Below are 15,602 nucleotides of genomic sequence, written 5' to 3' on the forward strand. Positions count from 1 at the left end.
CGACAGCATCGGACGGCCGCTCCCCATGGGCGCGTCCGGTGTGCAAGACAGGTGTCAGAACAGAAGTCGTGGCGGCCCGACGGCCTCGTCGTCCCCCATACACCCCACCGGCGGAAATTCCAGCGGATGATGCGGACGAGGCGTCGTCGCACAGCAGTCTAGCGGGGCACGCCCGCCCCGCACCGCGCCGTTCAGCAGCAACCGCTTCCTGGCAGCACCCTCTTGTTCCGCGCCTCGAGGCTGCGCGCCGCCAGCATCCCGTCCGCGGGGTAGCCGACTTCCTCGAGGGTCAGTCCGTGCGGCCGCACCACGTGGACGGCGGAATCCCGCACCCCCGCCGCGAGCACCTTCCCCGGCCACTCGGTTCCCCGGTGCCCGTCCCCCACGAACAGCAGCGCCCCGATCAACGAGCGCACCATGTTGTGGCAGAACGCATCGGCCCGGACCGTCGCCGTGATGATCCCGTCCCCGCCCCGCACCAGGCTCAGCTCCTGGAGGGTCCGGATGGTGGTGGCCCCCTCCCGCTTCTTGCAGTAGGCGGCGAAGTCGTGCTCCCCCAGCAGCCCCCGGGCCGCCTCGTTCATCGCGTCGACGTCGAGCGGCCAGTCGTGCCACAGCACGTGGCCGCGCAGCAGCGGGTCCACCCCGCCCGGGTTGTCGGTGACGCGGTAGGCGTAGCGCCGCCAGATCGCCGAGAACCGGGCGTTGAAACCGGCCGGCGCCTCCCGCAGGGCCCACACCCGCACGTCCTTCGGCAGCCGCCCGGCGAGCCGCTTCAGCAGCTTCCCCTTGTGCTCCGCCCACACCCCGGCGGGCAGGTCCACGTGCGCCACCTGGCCCCGGGCGTGCACCCCGGCGTCGGTGCGTCCGGCCACGGTCAGCTCGTACGTCGTCGTCCCGGACCGGGTCACGGTCCGCAGCGCGTCCTCGATCTCCCCCTGCACGGTCCGCCGGCCCCCGGCCTGCTTGGCCCAGCCGTGGAAGTCGGCGCCGTCGTAGGACAGGTCGAGACGGATGCGTACGAACCCGGGCTGTACTTCGTCACTCACGTACAGATCCTCTCAGGAACGCGGAAGCGGGCCCGCCCCGCAAAGGGCGGACCCGCTCAACGCGAAGCAGTGCCTCAGGCGTCCTTGGCGCTGTCCTCAGCCGCTTCCGCGGAGGACTCGGCCGGGGCCTCGGCGGCCTCGTCCTTGGTCTCCTCGGCCTTGGCCTCGGCGGACTCGTCCTTCTTGAGGGCGTCTTCCTTGACCGCGCGCTTGGTCGCGGCCTCGGCCTCGCCGACCGCCGACTGCTGCACCGTCAGCGCCTCGACCAGCTCGATGACGGCCATGGGCGCGTTGTCGCCACGGCGGTTACCGATCTTGGTGATGCGGGTGTAGCCACCCGGACGGTTCTCGTACCGCGGGCCGATCTCGGTGAAGAGCGTGTGGACGACGCCCTTGTCCGTGATGACCTGGAGCACCTGGCGGCGGTTGTGAAGGTCGCCCTTCTTCGCCTTGGTGATCAGGCGCTCGGCGTACGGGCGCAGGCGGCGGGCCTTCGCCTCGGTGGTGGTGATGCGGCCGTGCTCGAAGAGCGACTTCGCGAGGTTCGCGAGCATCAGCTTCTCGTGCGCGGCGCTGCCGCCCAGACGGGCACCCTTGGTGGGCTTCGGCATGATTCTTCTCCTGTGTGTCTGCCCCGGCCGTATCAGGTACCGGGGTCAGTATCCGAGCGGGCGGTCGCCCGTCGGAGATCCAGGCCCCCGAAGGGGCCTGGAAAGGGCGCGGGGCGGCATCGACACGTGGCTCCCGTCGCGTGGGCGCGACCAGCCACAACCGGCCCGCAGACGCAGTACGGCCTCCCCGCGGAGCGCTCAGTACTGCTCGGTCTCGACGAACCCGGCGTCCGCGTCGTCGTCGGCGCCGAAGGCGTCCGCGGCGGCGGTCGGGTCGAATCCGGGCGGGCTGTCCTTGAGGGCCAGGCCCATGCCGGCCAGCTTCGCCTTGACCTCGTCGATCGACTTCGCACCGAAGTTGCGGATGTCGAGGAGGTCGGCCTCCGAGCGGGCGACGAGCTCACCCACGGAGTGGATGCCCTCGCGCTTGAGGCAGTTGTAGGAGCGGACCGTGAGCTCCAGCTCCTCGATCGGCAGCGCCAGGTCGGCGGCGAGGGCGGCGTCCGTCGGGGACGGGCCCATGTCGATGCCCTCGGCGTCGATGTTGAGCTCGCGGGCCAGACCGAACAGCTCGACCAGGGTCTTGCCGGCCGACGCCATGGCGTCGCGCGGACGCATGGCCTGCTTGGTCTCGACGTCGACGATCAGCTTGTCGAAGTCGGTGCGCTGCTCGACACGGGTCGCCTCGACCTTGTAGGTGACCTTGAGGACCGGCGAGTAGATCGAGTCGACCGGGATCCGGCCGATCTCCTGGCCGACCTGCTTGTTCTGCACGGCGGAGACGTAGCCGCGACCGCGCTCGACGGTCAGCTCCATCTCCAGCTTGCCCTTGCCGTTGAGCGTGGCGAGGACGAGGTCGGGGTTGTGCACCTCGACACCGGCCGGGGGCGCGATGTCGGCGGCGGTGACCAGACCCGGGCCCTGCTTGCGCAGGTACATCACGACCGGCTCGTCGTGCTCCGAGGAGACGACCAGCTGCTTGATGTTGAGGATCAGGTCGGTGACGTCCTCCTTGACGCCCGGCACGGTGGTGAACTCGTGCAGGACGCCGTCGATGCGGATGCTGGTGACGGCGGCACCGGGGATCGACGACAGGAGGGTGCGGCGGAGGGAGTTGCCGAGGGTGTAGCCGAAGCCCGGCTCCAGCGGCTCGATCACGAACCGGGAGCGGAACTCGTCGACGACCTCTTCGGTCAACGAGGGACGCTGAGCGATCAGCATGTGTGGATCAGATCCTTCTTTCGTGGACGCCCGCTATTTGACGTCCGACGGAAACCGCACCCGAGGAAAAGTGCGGGTACTGCAAGGGTACGGGCGGTACGGCCCTTACGAGCCGTACCGCCCGGAACCCGAAGCCGAACGAAGCGGCCGTGCGTCAGACGCGGCGGCGCTTCGGCGGACGGCAGCCGTGCTGCGACATCGCGGGGGGCGACCCCCGCACCCCCAGCAGGGAGCCGTCCGGCCGAGCCGGTGCCTCAGACGCGACGGCGCTTCGGCGGACGGCAGCCGTTGTGCGGGGTCGGGGTGACGTCCTGGATGGAGCCGACCTCGAGGCCCGTGGCCTGCAGGGAGCGGATCGCGGTCTCACGACCGGAACCCGGGCCCTTGACGAACACGTCGACCTTGCGCATGCCGTGCTCCTGGGCGCGGCGGGCGGCCGACTCGGCGGCCATCTGCGCGGCGAACGGCGTGGACTTCCGGGAGCCCTTGAAGCCGACGTGGCCGGCGGAGGCCCAGGAGATCACGTTGCCGGACGGGTCCGTGATCGAGACGATCGTGTTGTTGAACGTGCTCTTGATGTGCGCGTGGCCGTGAGCGACGTTCTTCTTTTCCTTGCGGCGCACCTTCTTGGCAGCGCCCTGACGTCCCTTGGGGGGCATCTCTTAACTCCTACGGGAGGTGGTCGGTCCTACAGCGAAGACCGTGGACAGGCGTCCGCTGCGGACTACTTCTTGCCCGGCTTCTTCTTGCCGGCGATGGCGCGACGCGGGCCCTTGCGGGTACGCGCGTTGGTGCTGGTGCGCTGACCACGGACGGGCAGACCGCGACGGTGACGCAGACCCTGGTAGGTGCCGATCTCGACCTTGCGGCGGATGTCGGCCTGGATCTCGCGACGGAGGTCACCCTCGGTCTTGATGTTGTTGTCGACGTACTCGCGGATCGCGACGAGCTGCTCCTCGGAGAGGTCGCGAACGCGGGTGTTCGGGTCGATGCCGGTGGCGGCCAGCGTCTGCTGGGAAAGGGTCCGGCCGATGCCGAACACGTAGGTGAGGGCGATCTCCACGCGCTTGTCGCGCGGGATGTCAACACCGGAAACGCGTGCCATTCAATGGCTCCAGTTGATTGTCGGAGGTCTTCCACAGGACCGGCTCCCAGCCGCCGTACCAGGTACGAACTGGGTCCCCGGCCTCCGAGCCGGGGGTGTCGAGCCGTGCGGCTCGGGCCCTGCGTATGAACGTGTGTTGCTCGCGTCGCGCGAAGCCCTGCGGAAGTCGCAGAGGGTCGGTCGTGCTGCGGTCAGCCCTGGCGCTGCTTGTGGCGCGGGTTGTCGCAGATGACCATGACCCGGCCGTGACGGCGGATCACCCTGCACTTGTCGCAGATCTTCTTGACGCTCGGCTTGACCTTCATGGGATGTGAGGTTCTCCGGGTCAGTGCCACCACCCCGGCGAGCCGGGGCGCGGGCAAGATCTACTTGTAGCGGTAAACGATCCGGCCACGCGTCAGGTCGTACGGAGACAGCTCCACCACGACCCGGTCGTCAGGGAGGATGCGGATGTAGTGCATGCGCATCTTGCCGCTGATGTGTGCCAGGACCTGGTGGCCGTTCTGGAGCTCGACCTTGAACATGGCGTTCGGCAGAGACTCGACGACAGTGCCCTCGATCTCGATGGCACCTTGCTTCTTGGCCACGCTTCGCCCTTCGAATCGACTACCTTGATCGACTCCGGCGCGCACCCTCTCGAGGCTTCGAGGCGCATGCGGACATGCGGGTGCACAAGAGCCGACGAGTCAGTCTACGTCAGCGCACCCGGAAACACGAAACGGAGAAGTCTGCCCCACGGGCGAGATCCTTAACCGAGCGGGTCGGGCGCCGCCGTGATGCCGTACTCCGCCAGCTTCGCCCTGCCGCCGTCGGGGGCCGTCAGGACCAGCGGTCCCTGCTCCGTGAGGGCGACGGAGTGCTCCCAGTGGGAGGACCAGGTGCCGTCGGTGGTGACGACCGTCCAGTCGTCCTCGAGGACCTCGGTCCTCGGGGTGCCCAGGGAGACCATCGGCTCGATGGCGAGGCAGAAGCCCGGGACCAGCTTGGGGCCCTTGCCGCGGCGTCGGTCGACGTAGTTCAGCAGGTGCGGGTCCATGTGCATCTCGGTGCCGATGCCGTGGCCGCCGTAGTCCTCGATGATCCCGTACCGGCCGCCGCCCGGCTTCGGCTGGCGGCGGATGTACGTCTCGATCGCGCGGGAGACGTCGACGAGCCGGTTGCCCTGCTTCATGGCCGCGATGCCGGCCCACATCGACTCCTCGGTCACCCGGGACAGCTCGACCAGCTCCGGGGAGTGACCGGACCCCACGAACGCGGTGTAGGCGGCGTCGCCGTGCCAGCCGTCGACGATCGCGCCGCAGTCGACGGAGATGACGTCCCCGTCCTTGAGGACGACGTCGTCGGAGGGGATGCCGTGGACGACGACCTCGTTCACCGAGGTGCAGATCGTCGCGGGGAAGCCGCCGTAGCCGAGGAAGTTCGGCTTGGCGTCGTGCTCCGCGAGCACCTTGCGGGCGACCTGGTCCAGGTCCTTGGTGGTGGCCCCGGGCACGGCGGCCTCGCGGGTGGCCGCGTGGATGGCGGCGACGACCAGCCCCGCCTCACGCATCTTGGCGATCTGCTCGGGGGTCTTGATCTGCACCATGGGGGCGACGGCCTTTCTGGACCGGGAAGGGACGGACACCATCAACGATACGGGGACGGGCTCCCGCACCGGCACACGCGTCGGCCGCGGTCCCCGCAGGGGACCGCGGCCGATCGGACGCCGCTACTTGTCGCGCTTGAGCGCCTCCAGCGCGCGCCCGGTGACCTCGTCGACCGGACCCGTCGCCGCGATCGTCACCACGAGGCCCTGGGCCTTGTAGTAGTCGATGATCGGCTCGGTCTGCGTGTGGTAGACCTCCAGGCGCGTCCGGACGGTCTCCTCGGAGTCGTCGTCGCGCTGGTACAGCTCGCCGCCGCAGACGTCGCAGACGCCCTCCTGCTTCGACGGGCTGTACGTCACGTGGAAGACGTGGCTGGAGTCCTTGCGGCAGATGCGCCGGCCGGCGATCCGCTTGACGACCTCGTCCTCGGGGGCCTCCAGGTCGAGGACCGCGTCCAGCTCGATGTCCTCGGTGGTGAGCAGCTCGTCCAGTGCCTCGGCCTGGGAGACGTTGCGCGGGAAGCCGTCCAGCAGGAAGCCGCCCTCGGCGTCGGGCTGCTCCATGCGGTCCTTGGCCATGGCGATGGTGACCTCGTCCGGTACGAGGTTGCCGGCGTCCATGTAGGACTTCGCGAGCTTGCCCAGCTCCGTCTGCTGGCTGATGTTGGCGCGGAACAGGTCACCCGTGGAGATGTGCGGGATGCGCAGCTTCTCGGCAAGGCGGGTGGCCTGCGTGCCCTTTCCGGCACCCGGCGGCCCGACGAGGACGATTCGCATCAGCGGAGGAACCCTTCGTAATTGCGCTGCTGGAGCTGGCTCTCGATCTGCTTCACGGTCTCGAGACCGACACCCACGATGATCAGGATGCTGGTCCCGCCGAACGGGAAGTTCTGGTTCGCCCCGAAACCAGCCAACGCCATTGTCGGCACGAGAGAGATCAGGCCCAGATACAGCGAGCCCGGCCAGGTGATCCGGTTGAGTACGTAGCTGAGGTACTCAGCGGTCGGTCGGCCAGCCCGGATGCCCGGGATGAAGCCACCATACTTCTTCATGTTGTCCGCGACTTCCTCGGGGTTGAACGTGATGGCCACGTAGAAGAACGCGAAGAACACGATCAGCAGGAAGTACAGGACGATGTGCGGCGTGGCGCCGGTGTCCGCCAGATTCTTCTGGATCCAGACCGCCCAGCCCGCGTCGGAGTTGGAGAACTGGACGATCAGGGCGGGGATGTAGAGCAGCGACGAGGCGAAGATGACGGGGATCACGCCCGCCTGGTTCACCTTGAGCGGGATGTAGGTCGAGGTACCGCCGTAGGAACGGCGGCCGATCATGCGCTTGGCGTACTGCACCGGGATCCGGCGCTGGGCCTGCTCGACGAAGACGACCAGGGCGACCATGACGAACCCGACGAGCATGACGGTGCCGAACTCGATCCAGCCGTCCGCCAGGGTGCCCTCCTGCTTGATGGCCCACAGGGCGGAGGGGAAGGTCGCGGCGATCGAGATGAACATCAGGATCGACATGCCGTTGCCGATGCCGCGGTCGGTGATGAGCTCGCCGAGCCACATCACGACGGCCGTGCCGGCGGTCATCACGATGACCATCGTGACGGTCACGAAGATCGACTGGTCCGGGACGATCTGGTTGGCGACCGGGCAGCCCTGGAAGAGGGCGCCGCTGCGGGCGGTGGCCACCAGGCCGGTGCCCTGGAGGATGGCGAGCGCGACCGTCAGGTAACGGGTGTACTGCGTGATCTTCGCCGTGCCGGCCTGACCCTCCTTCTTCAGGGCCTCCAGACGCGGGATCACCACGGTCAGCAGCTGCAGGATGATGCTCGCCGTGATGTACGGCATGATGCCCAGCGCGAAGATCGTGATCTGAAGCAGCGCGCCGCCGCTGAACATGTTGACGAGCCCGAACAGGCCCTGGTTCGCCTCGGCGTTGTCGATGCACGCCTGGACATTGCGGTAGTCGACACCCGGGATCGGGATGTTCGTGCCGATCCGATACACGACGATGATGCCGAGCGTGAAGAGCAGCTTCTTGCGCAGGTCGGGCGTCTTGAACGCCCGGGCGAACGCGGTGAGCACGGTGCCTCCTGCGACCCCCGCGCCAGTGCGTCAAGGGTGACGGTCTGAGATTCCGATAAAGGACGAATACGTAACGGTCAACTGCCGCCCGGAGTGCCCGTGTGGGGCGCCCGAGGTCAGTGGGCAGCCAGGCCACCTTACCGGCGAGACTGCCGCCCTAGGAACGACCAACCGGGGATGCCCCATTTGTGGGGCATCCCCGGTCGGGATCGCTCAAGTCATCAAGACGCCTGAAGGGCTCAGACGAGCTCGGTGACGGTACCGCCGGCGGCGGTGATCTTCTCCTTGGCGGAGCCGGAGACGGCGTCGACCGTCACCTGCAGCGCCACGGAGATCTCGCCCTGGCCGAGGACCTTGACGAGGCTGTTCTTGCGAACGGCACCCTTGGCCACGAGGCCCTCGACGGTGACCTCGCCACCCTCGGGGTACAGCGCGGCCAGCTTGTCGAGGTTCACGACCTGGTACTCGGTCTTGAACGGGTTCTTGAAGCCCTTCAGCTTCGGGAGACGCATGTGCAGCGGCATCTGGCCGCCCTCGAAGCTCTCCGGAACCTGGTAGCGGGCCTTGGTGCCCTTGGTACCACGACCGGCCGTCTTACCCTTCGACGCCTCACCACGACCGACACGGGTCTTGGCGGTCTTGGCGCCCGGGGCGGGACGGAGGTTGTGGATCTTGAGCGGGTTCTGCTCCGCCATGATCAGTCGACCTCCTCGACCGTCACGAGGTGGCGGACGGTGTGCACCATGCCGCGGAACTCGGGGCGGTCCTCCTTGACGACCACGTCGTTGACCTTCTTCAGGCCAAGCGAACGCAGGGTGTCACGGTGGTTCTGCTTGCTGCCGATGTAGGACTTGACCTGCGTGATCTTCAGCTGCGCCATGATCACACACCCGCCCCGGCACGCGCACGCAGCAGGGCCGCGGGAGCGACGTCCTCGAGCGGCAGACCGCGGCGGGCCGCGATCTCCTCGGGACGCTGCAGGCCCTTCAGGGCCTCCACGGTCGCGTGCACGATGTTGATCGCGTTGTCGGAGCCGAGCGACTTCGACAGCACGTCGTGGATACCGGCGCACTCGAGCACGGCACGCACCGGACCACCGGCGATCACACCGGTACCCGGCGACGCCGGCTTGAGCAGCACGACGCCGGCAGCCTTCTCACCCTGGATCGGGTGCGGGATGGTGCCCTGGATCCGGGGGACCTTGAAGAAGTGCTTCTTGGCCTCCTCGACGCCCTTGGCGATGGCGGCCGGCACCTCCTTGGCCTTGCCGTATCCGACACCCACGGTGCCGTCACCGTCGCCCACCACGACCAGCGCGGTGAAGCTGAAGCGACGACCACCCTTCACAACCTTGGCGACGCGGTTGATCGCGACGACGCGCTCGACGTACGCGGTCTTCTCGGCGGCAGCTGCGCCGCCGTCACGGCCCTTCCGGTCCCGCCGCTCGCCGCCACCGGCACCGCCACCGCGGCGCTGGGGTCCAGCCATTGGAATTACCTCTCTCTGTTTCCGCTAGCTACGGAACCGGCTCAGAACTTCAAACCGGCTTCGCGGGCGGCGTCCGCCAGAGCGGCGATGCGCCCGGCGTACTGGTTGCCACCACGGTCGAACACGACGGCCTCGACACCGGCGGCCTTGGCGCGCTCGGCGACCAGGGCGCCGACCTGCTTGGCCTGCGCGGACTTGTCGCCCTCGCCACTCCGGATCGACGCGTCCAGGGTGGACGCCGACGCCAGGGTGTGACCCTTCAGGTCGTCGATCACCTGCGCCACGATGTGGCGGTTGGAACGAGTCACGACCAGGCGAGGACGCTCGGCGGTGCCGGCGACCTTCTTGCGGATCCGGATGTGACGACGCTTGATAGCAGCACGCTTGTAGGCGTCGCCCTTGAGGATCTTCTGCCCGTATGCCATGGCTTACTTACCCGCCTTTCCGACCTTGCGGCGGATGACTTCGCCCTCGTACTTGACGCCCTTGGCCTTGTACGGGTCGGGCTTGCGCAGCTTGCGGATGTTGGCCGCAACCTCGCCGACCTTCTGCTTGTCGATGCCCTCGACCGAGAAACGGGTCGGGGACTCCACCTTGAAGGTGATGCCCTCGGGGGCCTCGACCGTGATCGGGTGGCTGTAGCCGAGGGAGAACTCCAGGTTCGAACCCTTGGCGACAACGCGGTAACCGACACCGCTGATCTCGAGCTTCTTCACGTAACCCTGGGTCACGCCGGTGATCATGTTCGCCACCAGCGTGCGGGACAGGCCGTGCAGGGCCTTGTTCTGACGCTCGTCGTTGGGGCGGGTGACGTTCAGAACGCCGTCCTCACCCTTGGCGATGTCGATCGGCGCCACGACGGTGTGGGTCAGCGTGCCCTTGGGGCCCTTGACCGAGACCGTACGGCCGTCGATGGTGACGTCCACGCCGGCGGGAACCGCGATGGGGAGCTTGCCGATGCGCGACATAGCTGTTTCCTCCGTTCCCTTCTGCTACCAGACGTAGGCGAGGACTTCCCCACCCACGCCCTTCTTGCCGGCCTGCTTGTCGGTGAGGAGCCCGTGCGACGTGGAGATGATCGCCACGCCGAGGCCGCCCAGCACCTTCGGCAGGTTGGTGGACTTCGCGTACACCCGGAGACCGGGCTTGGAGATCCGCTTGATGCCCGCGATGGAGCGCTCACGGTTCGGGCCGAACTTCAGCTCGAGGACGAGGTTCTTGCCGACCTCGGCGTCCTCGACGCGCCAGCCCGTGATGAAGCCCTCCTGCTGGAGGATCTCCGCGATGTGCGACTTGATCTTGGAGTGCGGCATCGACACCGAGTCGTGGTACGCCGAGTTCGCGTTCCGCAGACGCGTAAGCATGTCTGCGATCGGATCAGTCATGGTCATGAATTGGCCTTCGGCCTCTCTCGCCGGGGTTTCCTGGTGCGCCATCCCTCTCCCCGATCCGAGACGGGACGGGTGCGGCGCGGTGGACCTACGGCGTAGTAAGTCGTACGGGCGCGGCAGACGCCCAACCACGCAAGCCTAAGGCATGCGGGCTGGGCCTCCTGCCGGCCCAGTTGCTTACCGAGAGCCTTGGGAATCCCTGATTACCGGGATTACCAGGAGCTCTTGGTCACGCCCGGCAGCTCGCCACGGTGAGCCATCTCACGAAGGCACACGCGGCACAGGCCGAACTTGCGGTACACGGAGTGCGGACGGCCGCAGCGCTGGCAGCGGGTGTAGCCACGCACACCGAACTTGGGCTTGCGAGCAGCCTTCGCGATGAGAGCCTTCTTCGCCATCTCGCTCACGCCTCCTTGAACGGGAAGCCGAGGTGACGGAGAAGGGCGCGGCCCTCTTCGTCGTTGGTCGCCGTGGTGACCACGGTGATGTCCATACCCCGGACACGGTCGATCTTGTCCTGGTCGATCTCGTGGAACATGACCTGCTCCGTGAGACCGAAGGTGTAGTTGCCACGGCCGTCGAACTGCTTGGGGGACAGGCCGCGGAAGTCGCGGATGCGCGGCAGCGCGAGCGACAGGGTGCGGTCCAGGAACTCCCACATGCGGTCGCCACGGAGCGTGACGTGGGCACCGATCGGCTGGCCCTCGCGCAGCTTGAACTGCGCGATGGACTTGCGGGCCTTGGTGACGGCCGGCTTCTGACCGGTGATCGTGGTGAGGTCGCGGATGGCGCCCTCGATCAGCTTGGAGTCGCGGGCGGCGTCGCCCACACCCATGTTGACCACGATCTTGACGAGGCCGGGGACCTGCATGACGTTCTCGTACTTGAACTCGTCACGCAGCTTGCCCGCGATCTCCTCGCGGTACTTCGTCTTCAGACGCGGAGCAGTGGTGGTAGCCATCAGATGTCCTCACCCGTCCGCTTGGCAACGCGGATCTTGTTGCCTTCGTCGTCGAAGCGGTAACCGACGCGGGTCACGACCTTCTTGCCGTCCTTCTCCACGACCAGCTGGACGTTGGAGACGTGGATCGGCGCCTCGGTGGTGACGATGCCGCCGGCCTGCGAACCGCGAGCGGTCGGCCCGGCCTTGGTGTGCTTCTTGACCCGGTTGACACCCTCGACCAGGACGCGCTCCTCGCGCGGGTAAGCGGCAATGACCTTGCCCTGCTTGCCCTTGTCCTTGCCGGTGATGACCTGGACCAGGTCGCCCTTCTTGATCTTCATGCTCACAGCACCTCCGGCGCGAGGGAGATGATCTTCATGAACTTCTTCTCGCGCAGCTCACGGCCCACCGGGCCGAAGATACGGGTGCCACGAGGGTCGCCGTCGTTCTTCAGAATGACGGCGGCGTTCTCGTCGAAGCGGATGTACGAGCCGTCCGGACGGCGGCGCTCCTTGACGGTGCGAACGATGACCGCCTTGACGACGTCACCCTTCTTCACGTTGCCACCGGGGATCGCGTCCTTGACGGTGGCGACGATGACGTCACCGATGCCCGCGTAGCGGCGACCGGAGCCACCGAGCACACGGATGCAAAGGATCTCCTTCGCACCAGTGTTGTCGGCGACACGCAGTCGCGACTCCTGCTGGATCACGTCTATCTCCTGTTTGTCTGCCGGTTCCCCGGGGGCCGTTCAGGCGAACGGCCCCCGGAGCCTGGCGGAACTGTCCTGCGAGGGATGCCCCGCAGGAGAATTACTTGGCCTTCTCGAGGATCTCGACGACGCGCCAGCGCTTCGTCGCGGACAGCGGCCGGGTCTCCATGAGGAGGACGCGGTCGCCGACGCCCGCGGCGTTCTGCTCGTCGTGCGCCTTGAGCTTGTTGGTACGGCGGATGACCTTGCCGTACAGCGCGTGCTTGACGCGGTCCTCGACGGCGACGACGACGGTCTTGTCCATCTTGTCGCTGACGACCAGACCCTCACGGGTCTTGCGGAATCCGCGCGCCTCGGTGTTCTGCTCAGTCACGTTGTTCTCGCTCATGCGTTCTCCACCGTTTCGATGCCCAGCTCGCGCTCGCGCATCAGGGTGTAGATCCGCGCGATGTCCTTACGGACGGCCTTCAGCCGGCCGTGGTTCTCGAGCTGACCGGTCGCCGCCTGGAAGCGGAGGTTGAACAGCTCTTCCTTGGCCTCGCGGAGCTTCGCCAGAAGCTCCTCGTTGCCCAGCTCGCGCAGCTCGGACGCCTTGGTACCGGCCGACATCACGCTTCACCTGCCTCGCGCTTGACGATCCGGCACTTCATCGGCAGCTTGTGGGCCGCACGGGTCAGCGCCTCACGGGCGATCTTCTCGTTGGGGTACGACAGCTCGAACATCACGCGTCCGGGCTTGACGTTGGCGATCCACCACTCCGGAGAACCCTTACCGGAACCCATGCGGGTCTCGGCCGGCTTCTTCGTGAGCGGACGGTCCGGGTAGATGTTGATCCAGACCTTGCCGCCACGCTTGATGTGACGGGTCATCGCGATACGAGCCGCCTCGATCTGGCGGTTCGTCACGTAGGCCGGGGTCAGCGCCTGGATGCCGTACTCGCCGAACGCAACCTGCGTGCCACCCTTGGACATGCCGTTGCGCTTGGGGTGGTGCTGCTTGCGGTGCTTGACCCTACGGGGGATCAGCATGGTGGTCAGGCCTCCGTTCCGGTGCTCTCAGCCGGAGCGGCGGCGGGCGCGTCGGCCTTGGGGGCCTCGGCAGCCGGAGCCTGCTGCTGCGGCTTGCGACCGCGCCGCTCGCCACCGCGGCCACCACGGGCCGGGCGGTCGGCGCCACCGCGGGCCGGGCGGTTGCCCGCACGGGCGGCGGCGTTCTCGGCGCGGACCTCGGCGATGTTCTTGACGTCGCCCTTGTAGATCCAGACCTTCACGCCGATGCGGCCGAAGGTCGTCTTGGCCTCGAAGAAGCCGTAGTCCACGTTCGCGCGGAGCGTGTGCAGGGGCACGCGGCCCTCGCGGTAGAACTCCGAGCGGGACATCTCGGCGCCGCCGAGACGGCCACCGCACTGGATCTTGATGCCCTTGGCGCCCGCCTTCATCGCCGACTGCATGCTCTTGCGCATGGCGCGACGGAAGGAGACGCGGGAGGAGAGCTGCTCGGCGACGGCCTGGGCCACGAGCTGAGCGTCCGTCTCGGGGTTCTTGACCTCGAGGATGTTCAGCTGGACCTGCTTGCCGGTGAGCTTCTCGAGGTCGCCGCGGATGCGGTCGGCCTCGGCGCCGCGGCGGCCGATGACGATGCCCGGACGCGCGGTGTGGATGTCCACGCGGACGCGGTCACGGGTGCGCTCGATCTCGACCTTGGAGATGCCGGCGCGCTCCATGCCGGACGTCATCATCCGACGGATGGCGACGTCTTCCTTGACGTAGTCCTTGTACAGCTTGTCGGCGTACCAACGCGACTTGAAGTCGGTCGTGACACCGAGCCGGAACCCGTGCGGGTTTACCTTCTGGCCCATTACCGGGTTCCTTCCTTGCTGCTGACGACCACGGTGATGTGGCTGGTCCGCTTGCGGATCCGGTAGGCACGGCCCTGGGCGCGCGGACGGAACCGCTTCAGGGTCGGGCCCTCGTCGACGTAGGCCTCGGAGATGTAGAGGCTGTCGACGTCGGTGTGGTCGTAGTTGTGCGCGGCGTTGGCGATGGCGCTGTCCAGCACCTTGCCGACCGGCACGCTCGCGGCCTGCGGGGCGAAACGCAGGACCGCCTGAGCCTCCGTGGCGTTCATGCCACGGATGAGGTCCACCACACGGCGGGCCTTCATGGGCGTGACGCGGATGTACCGCGCCTGGGCCCTGGCTTCCATGGTTGTCCCTTCAGTGTTTGTCATTGGTCGTTTGCACCCCGCCTACTAGCGGCGCTTCGACTTCCGGTCTTCCTTGACGTGGCCCCGGAAGGTGCGGGTCGGCGAGAACTCGCCGAGCTTGTGGCCGACCATGGACTCGGTGACAAACACCGGGATGTGGGTCTTGCCGTTGTGCACCGCGATCGTGTGGCCGAGCATCGCCGGGACGATCATCGAGCGGCGGGACCAGGTCTTGATGACGTTCTTGGTGCCGGCTTCGTTCTGGGCGTCCACCTTCTTCATCAGGTGGTCGTCGACGAAGGGCCCCTTCTTCAAGCTACGAGGCATCTCAACCCGTCCTTAGCGCTTCTTGTTCGTCTTGCGGCGGCGGACGATGTACTTGTTCGACGCCTTCTTGGGCGAACGAGTACGGCCTTCCTTCTTGCCCCACGGGGACACGGGGTGACGACCACCGGAGGTCCGGCCCTCACCACCACCGTGCGGGTGGTCCACCGGGTTCATGACCACACCACGGACGGTCGGGCGAACGCCCAGCCACCGCTTGCGGCCCGCCTTGCCCCAGTTGATGTTGCTCTGCTCGGCGTTGCCGACCTCGCCGACGGTGGCGCGGCAGCGGACGTCGACCAGGCGGATCTCACCGGACGGCATGCGCAGGTGGGCCATGGAGCCCTCCTTCGCGAGCAGCTGCACCGAGGCGCCGGCGGAGCGGGCGAACTTGGCGCCGCCGCCGGGACGCAGCTCGATGGCGTGCAGCGTCGTACCGACCGGGATGTTGCGCAGGGCGAGGTTGTTGCCCGGCTTGATGTCGGCCCCGGGACCGTTCTCGACGCGGTCGCCCTGGTTCAGGCCACGCGGCGCGAGGATGTAGCGCTTCTCGCCGTCCGCGTAGTGCAGGAGCGCGATGCGCGCGGTGCGGTTGGGGTCGTACTCGATGTGCGCGACCTTCGCCGGCACGCCGTCCTTGTCGTGACGACGGAAGTCGATCACGCGGTAGGCGCGCTTGTGGCCACCACCCTGGTGGCGCACGGTCACACGACCGGAATTGTTACGGCCGCCCTTGCTGTGCAGGGGACGGACCAGCGACTTCTCCGGCGTGGACCGCGTGACCTCGACGAAGTCGGCGACGCTGGAGCCACGACGGCCCGGAGTCGTCGGCTTGTACTTGCGGATACCCATTTCTCAGTCCTCGTCCGATATCGAAC

Annotated in this window: 27 protein-coding genes; all 27 read right to left on the bottom strand. The window is 67.5% G+C overall.

The features are described 5' to 3' along the window. Positions 1-191 precede the first annotated feature (191 nt). The 27 genes from truA to rplB all read right to left on the bottom strand — a co-directional run bounded on the left by truA (position 192) and on the right by rplB (position 15,576). Positions 192-1,049 carry a tRNA pseudouridine(38-40) synthase TruA gene (truA, locus tag FHS37_RS07810; protein WP_184818446.1) on the bottom strand — a complete coding sequence of 286 codons (858 nt, stop codon included), beginning with the start codon at positions 1,047-1,049 and terminating at the stop codon, positions 192-194. A gap of 74 nt (positions 1,050-1,123) precedes the next feature. Continuing rightward, positions 1,124-1,660: a 50S ribosomal protein L17 gene (rplQ, locus tag FHS37_RS07815; protein WP_184818447.1), complete on the bottom strand. Its 537-nt coding sequence runs from the start codon at positions 1,658-1,660 to the stop codon at positions 1,124-1,126. Between the two features lie 198 nt (positions 1,661-1,858). Continuing rightward, positions 1,859-2,881 carry a DNA-directed RNA polymerase subunit alpha gene (locus tag FHS37_RS07820; protein WP_003966937.1) on the bottom strand — a complete coding sequence of 341 codons (1,023 nt, stop codon included), beginning with the start codon at positions 2,879-2,881 and terminating at the stop codon, positions 1,859-1,861. A 254-nt stretch (positions 2,882-3,135) separates the two neighbouring features. Further along, a complete protein-coding gene (gene rpsK / locus FHS37_RS07825) occupies positions 3,136-3,540 on the bottom strand; it encodes a 30S ribosomal protein S11 (RefSeq protein WP_003956432.1) in 405 nt (134 codons plus the stop codon). 65 nt (positions 3,541-3,605) lie between these two features. Further along, a complete protein-coding gene (rpsM, locus tag FHS37_RS07830; RefSeq protein WP_184818448.1) occupies positions 3,606-3,986 on the bottom strand; it encodes a 30S ribosomal protein S13 in 381 nt (126 codons plus the stop codon). 191 nt (positions 3,987-4,177) lie between these two features. Beyond that, a complete protein-coding gene (rpmJ, locus tag FHS37_RS07835; protein ID WP_003974245.1) occupies positions 4,178-4,291 on the bottom strand; it encodes a 50S ribosomal protein L36 in 114 nt (37 codons plus the stop codon). 60 nt (positions 4,292-4,351) lie between these two features. Then, the gene (infA, locus tag FHS37_RS07840) at positions 4,352-4,573 is read right to left on the bottom strand and encodes a translation initiation factor IF-1 (protein ID WP_003948620.1); all 222 of its coding nucleotides are present in this window, start codon (positions 4,571-4,573) and stop codon (positions 4,352-4,354) included. A 161-nt stretch (positions 4,574-4,734) separates the two neighbouring features. Then, complete coding sequence (map, locus tag FHS37_RS07845; RefSeq protein ID WP_184818449.1) at positions 4,735-5,571, bottom strand: type I methionyl aminopeptidase; 837 nt, start codon at positions 5,569-5,571, stop codon at positions 4,735-4,737. 123 nt (positions 5,572-5,694) lie between these two features. Next, the gene (locus FHS37_RS07850; protein WP_184818450.1) at positions 5,695-6,348 is read right to left on the bottom strand and encodes an adenylate kinase; all 654 of its coding nucleotides are present in this window, start codon (positions 6,346-6,348) and stop codon (positions 5,695-5,697) included. Further along, positions 6,348-7,661: a preprotein translocase subunit SecY gene (gene secY, locus FHS37_RS07855; protein WP_184818451.1), complete on the bottom strand. Its 1,314-nt coding sequence runs from the start codon at positions 7,659-7,661 to the stop codon at positions 6,348-6,350. The genes FHS37_RS07850 and secY overlap by 1 nt, the downstream gene beginning before the upstream one ends. A 239-nt stretch (positions 7,662-7,900) precedes the next feature. After that, positions 7,901-8,356, bottom strand: coding sequence for a 50S ribosomal protein L15 (gene rplO / locus FHS37_RS07860; protein ID WP_004984514.1), 456 nt, complete (start codon positions 8,354-8,356; stop codon positions 7,901-7,903). A gap of 2 nt (positions 8,357-8,358) precedes the next feature. Continuing rightward, positions 8,359-8,541 carry a 50S ribosomal protein L30 gene (gene rpmD, locus FHS37_RS07865; protein ID WP_004984515.1) on the bottom strand — a complete coding sequence of 61 codons (183 nt, stop codon included), beginning with the start codon at positions 8,539-8,541 and terminating at the stop codon, positions 8,359-8,361. 2 nt (positions 8,542-8,543) lie between these two features. Beyond that, a complete protein-coding gene (rpsE, locus tag FHS37_RS07870) occupies positions 8,544-9,149 on the bottom strand; it encodes a 30S ribosomal protein S5 (RefSeq protein WP_004984517.1) in 606 nt (201 codons plus the stop codon). A 41-nt stretch (positions 9,150-9,190) separates the two neighbouring features. Continuing rightward, a complete protein-coding gene (gene rplR / locus FHS37_RS07875; protein WP_184818452.1) occupies positions 9,191-9,574 on the bottom strand; it encodes a 50S ribosomal protein L18 in 384 nt (127 codons plus the stop codon). A 3-nt stretch (positions 9,575-9,577) separates the two neighbouring features. Beyond that, positions 9,578-10,117 (bottom strand): 50S ribosomal protein L6, encoded by a 540-nt coding sequence (gene rplF / locus FHS37_RS07880; protein ID WP_184818454.1) that lies wholly within the window; start codon positions 10,115-10,117, stop codon positions 9,578-9,580. Positions 10,118-10,141: 24 nt separating this feature from the next. Next, on the bottom strand, positions 10,142-10,540 hold the full coding sequence (gene rpsH / locus FHS37_RS07885) for a 30S ribosomal protein S8 (RefSeq protein WP_055706474.1): 399 nt from the start codon (positions 10,538-10,540) through the stop codon (positions 10,142-10,144). 212 nt (positions 10,541-10,752) lie between these two features. Continuing rightward, on the bottom strand, positions 10,753-10,938 hold the full coding sequence (locus FHS37_RS07890; RefSeq protein WP_003948630.1) for a type Z 30S ribosomal protein S14: 186 nt from the start codon (positions 10,936-10,938) through the stop codon (positions 10,753-10,755). 5 nt (positions 10,939-10,943) lie between these two features. Further along, on the bottom strand, positions 10,944-11,501 hold the full coding sequence (gene rplE, locus FHS37_RS07895) for a 50S ribosomal protein L5 (RefSeq protein ID WP_184818456.1): 558 nt from the start codon (positions 11,499-11,501) through the stop codon (positions 10,944-10,946). Then, entirely contained in the window at positions 11,501-11,824 is a 324-nt protein-coding gene (gene rplX / locus FHS37_RS07900; RefSeq protein ID WP_004984523.1) for a 50S ribosomal protein L24, read from the bottom strand. The genes rplE and rplX overlap by 1 nt, the downstream gene beginning before the upstream one ends. Before the next feature lie 2 nt (positions 11,825-11,826). Next, positions 11,827-12,195: a 50S ribosomal protein L14 gene (rplN, locus tag FHS37_RS07905; RefSeq protein WP_003998823.1), complete on the bottom strand. Its 369-nt coding sequence runs from the start codon at positions 12,193-12,195 to the stop codon at positions 11,827-11,829. Between the two features lie 100 nt (positions 12,196-12,295). Beyond that, on the bottom strand, positions 12,296-12,583 hold the full coding sequence (gene rpsQ, locus FHS37_RS07910; protein WP_020941675.1) for a 30S ribosomal protein S17: 288 nt from the start codon (positions 12,581-12,583) through the stop codon (positions 12,296-12,298). Further along, on the bottom strand, positions 12,580-12,804 hold the full coding sequence (rpmC, locus tag FHS37_RS07915; RefSeq protein WP_007494763.1) for a 50S ribosomal protein L29: 225 nt from the start codon (positions 12,802-12,804) through the stop codon (positions 12,580-12,582). The genes rpsQ and rpmC overlap by 4 nt, the downstream gene beginning before the upstream one ends. Beyond that, positions 12,804-13,223, bottom strand: a complete 420-nt coding sequence (gene rplP / locus FHS37_RS07920) for a 50S ribosomal protein L16 (RefSeq protein ID WP_009190136.1) — start codon at positions 13,221-13,223, stop codon at positions 12,804-12,806. The genes rpmC and rplP overlap by 1 nt, the downstream gene beginning before the upstream one ends. A gap of 5 nt (positions 13,224-13,228) precedes the next feature. Further along, the gene (rpsC, locus tag FHS37_RS07925; RefSeq protein WP_004984527.1) at positions 13,229-14,053 is read right to left on the bottom strand and encodes a 30S ribosomal protein S3; all 825 of its coding nucleotides are present in this window, start codon (positions 14,051-14,053) and stop codon (positions 13,229-13,231) included. Next, entirely contained in the window at positions 14,053-14,400 is a 348-nt protein-coding gene (gene rplV, locus FHS37_RS07930; protein WP_184818458.1) for a 50S ribosomal protein L22, read from the bottom strand. Before rplV ends, rpsC begins: the two co-directional genes overlap by 1 nt. 45 nt (positions 14,401-14,445) lie before the next feature. Next, positions 14,446-14,727, bottom strand: coding sequence for a 30S ribosomal protein S19 (gene rpsS, locus FHS37_RS07935; protein WP_006130777.1), 282 nt, complete (start codon positions 14,725-14,727; stop codon positions 14,446-14,448). A 12-nt stretch (positions 14,728-14,739) separates the two neighbouring features. Then, on the bottom strand, positions 14,740-15,576 hold the full coding sequence (gene rplB / locus FHS37_RS07940) for a 50S ribosomal protein L2 (protein ID WP_167991126.1): 837 nt from the start codon (positions 15,574-15,576) through the stop codon (positions 14,740-14,742). Positions 15,577-15,602 lie beyond the last annotated feature (26 nt).

Origin of the sequence: Streptomyces griseomycini (assembly GCF_014203535.1) — a bacterium.
Lineage (GTDB): Bacteria > Actinomycetota > Actinomycetes > Streptomycetales > Streptomycetaceae > Streptomyces > Streptomyces griseomycini.

Excerpts from the sequence above, each read along its gene's own strand:
- rpsQ (WP_020941675.1), bottom strand. The coding sequence starts at position 12,583 with ATGAGCGAGAACAACGTGACTGAGCAGAACACCGAGGCGCGCGGATTC.
- rpsK (WP_003956432.1), bottom strand. The coding sequence starts at position 3,540 with ATGCCCCCCAAGGGACGTCAGGGCGCTGCCAAGAAGGTGCGCCGCAAG.
- rplP (WP_009190136.1), bottom strand. The coding sequence starts at position 13,223 with ATGCTGATCCCCCGTAGGGTCAAGCACCGCAAGCAGCACCACCCCAAG.
- rplR (WP_184818452.1), bottom strand. The coding sequence starts at position 9,574 with ATGGCATACGGGCAGAAGATCCTCAAGGGCGACGCCTACAAGCGTGCT.
- rpsH (WP_055706474.1), bottom strand. The coding sequence starts at position 10,540 with ATGACCATGACTGATCCGATCGCAGACATGCTTACGCGTCTGCGGAAC.
- rplE (WP_184818456.1), bottom strand. The coding sequence starts at position 11,501 with ATGGCTACCACCACTGCTCCGCGTCTGAAGACGAAGTACCGCGAGGAG.
- FHS37_RS07820 (WP_003966937.1), bottom strand. The coding sequence starts at position 2,881 with ATGCTGATCGCTCAGCGTCCCTCGTTGACCGAAGAGGTCGTCGACGAG.
- rpsE (WP_004984517.1), bottom strand. The coding sequence starts at position 9,149 with ATGGCTGGACCCCAGCGCCGCGGTGGCGGTGCCGGTGGCGGCGAGCGG.
- rpmC (WP_007494763.1), bottom strand. The coding sequence starts at position 12,804 with ATGTCGGCCGGTACCAAGGCGTCCGAGCTGCGCGAGCTGGGCAACGAG.
- FHS37_RS07850 (WP_184818450.1), bottom strand. The coding sequence starts at position 6,348 with ATGCGAATCGTCCTCGTCGGGCCGCCGGGTGCCGGAAAGGGCACGCAG.
- rplQ (WP_184818447.1), bottom strand. The coding sequence starts at position 1,660 with ATGCCGAAGCCCACCAAGGGTGCCCGTCTGGGCGGCAGCGCCGCGCAC.
- rplO (WP_004984514.1), bottom strand. The coding sequence starts at position 8,356 with ATGGCGGAGCAGAACCCGCTCAAGATCCACAACCTCCGTCCCGCCCCG.
- map (WP_184818449.1), bottom strand. The coding sequence starts at position 5,571 with ATGGTGCAGATCAAGACCCCCGAGCAGATCGCCAAGATGCGTGAGGCG.
- rpmJ (WP_003974245.1), bottom strand. The coding sequence starts at position 4,291 with ATGAAGGTCAAGCCGAGCGTCAAGAAGATCTGCGACAAGTGCAGGGTG.
- rpsS (WP_006130777.1), bottom strand. The coding sequence starts at position 14,727 with ATGCCTCGTAGCTTGAAGAAGGGGCCCTTCGTCGACGACCACCTGATG.
- FHS37_RS07890 (WP_003948630.1), bottom strand. The coding sequence starts at position 10,938 with ATGGCGAAGAAGGCTCTCATCGCGAAGGCTGCTCGCAAGCCCAAGTTC.
- rplB (WP_167991126.1), bottom strand. The coding sequence starts at position 15,576 with ATGGGTATCCGCAAGTACAAGCCGACGACTCCGGGCCGTCGTGGCTCC.
- rpmD (WP_004984515.1), bottom strand. The coding sequence starts at position 8,541 with ATGGCGCAGCTGAAGATCACGCAGGTCAAGTCCTACATCGGCAGCAAG.
- rplF (WP_184818454.1), bottom strand. The coding sequence starts at position 10,117 with ATGTCGCGCATCGGCAAGCTCCCCATCGCGGTTCCCGCCGGCGTGGAC.
- rpsM (WP_184818448.1), bottom strand. The coding sequence starts at position 3,986 with ATGGCACGCGTTTCCGGTGTTGACATCCCGCGCGACAAGCGCGTGGAG.
- rplX (WP_004984523.1), bottom strand. The coding sequence starts at position 11,824 with ATGAAGATCAAGAAGGGCGACCTGGTCCAGGTCATCACCGGCAAGGAC.
- rpsC (WP_004984527.1), bottom strand. The coding sequence starts at position 14,053 with ATGGGCCAGAAGGTAAACCCGCACGGGTTCCGGCTCGGTGTCACGACC.
- rplV (WP_184818458.1), bottom strand. The coding sequence starts at position 14,400 with ATGGAAGCCAGGGCCCAGGCGCGGTACATCCGCGTCACGCCCATGAAG.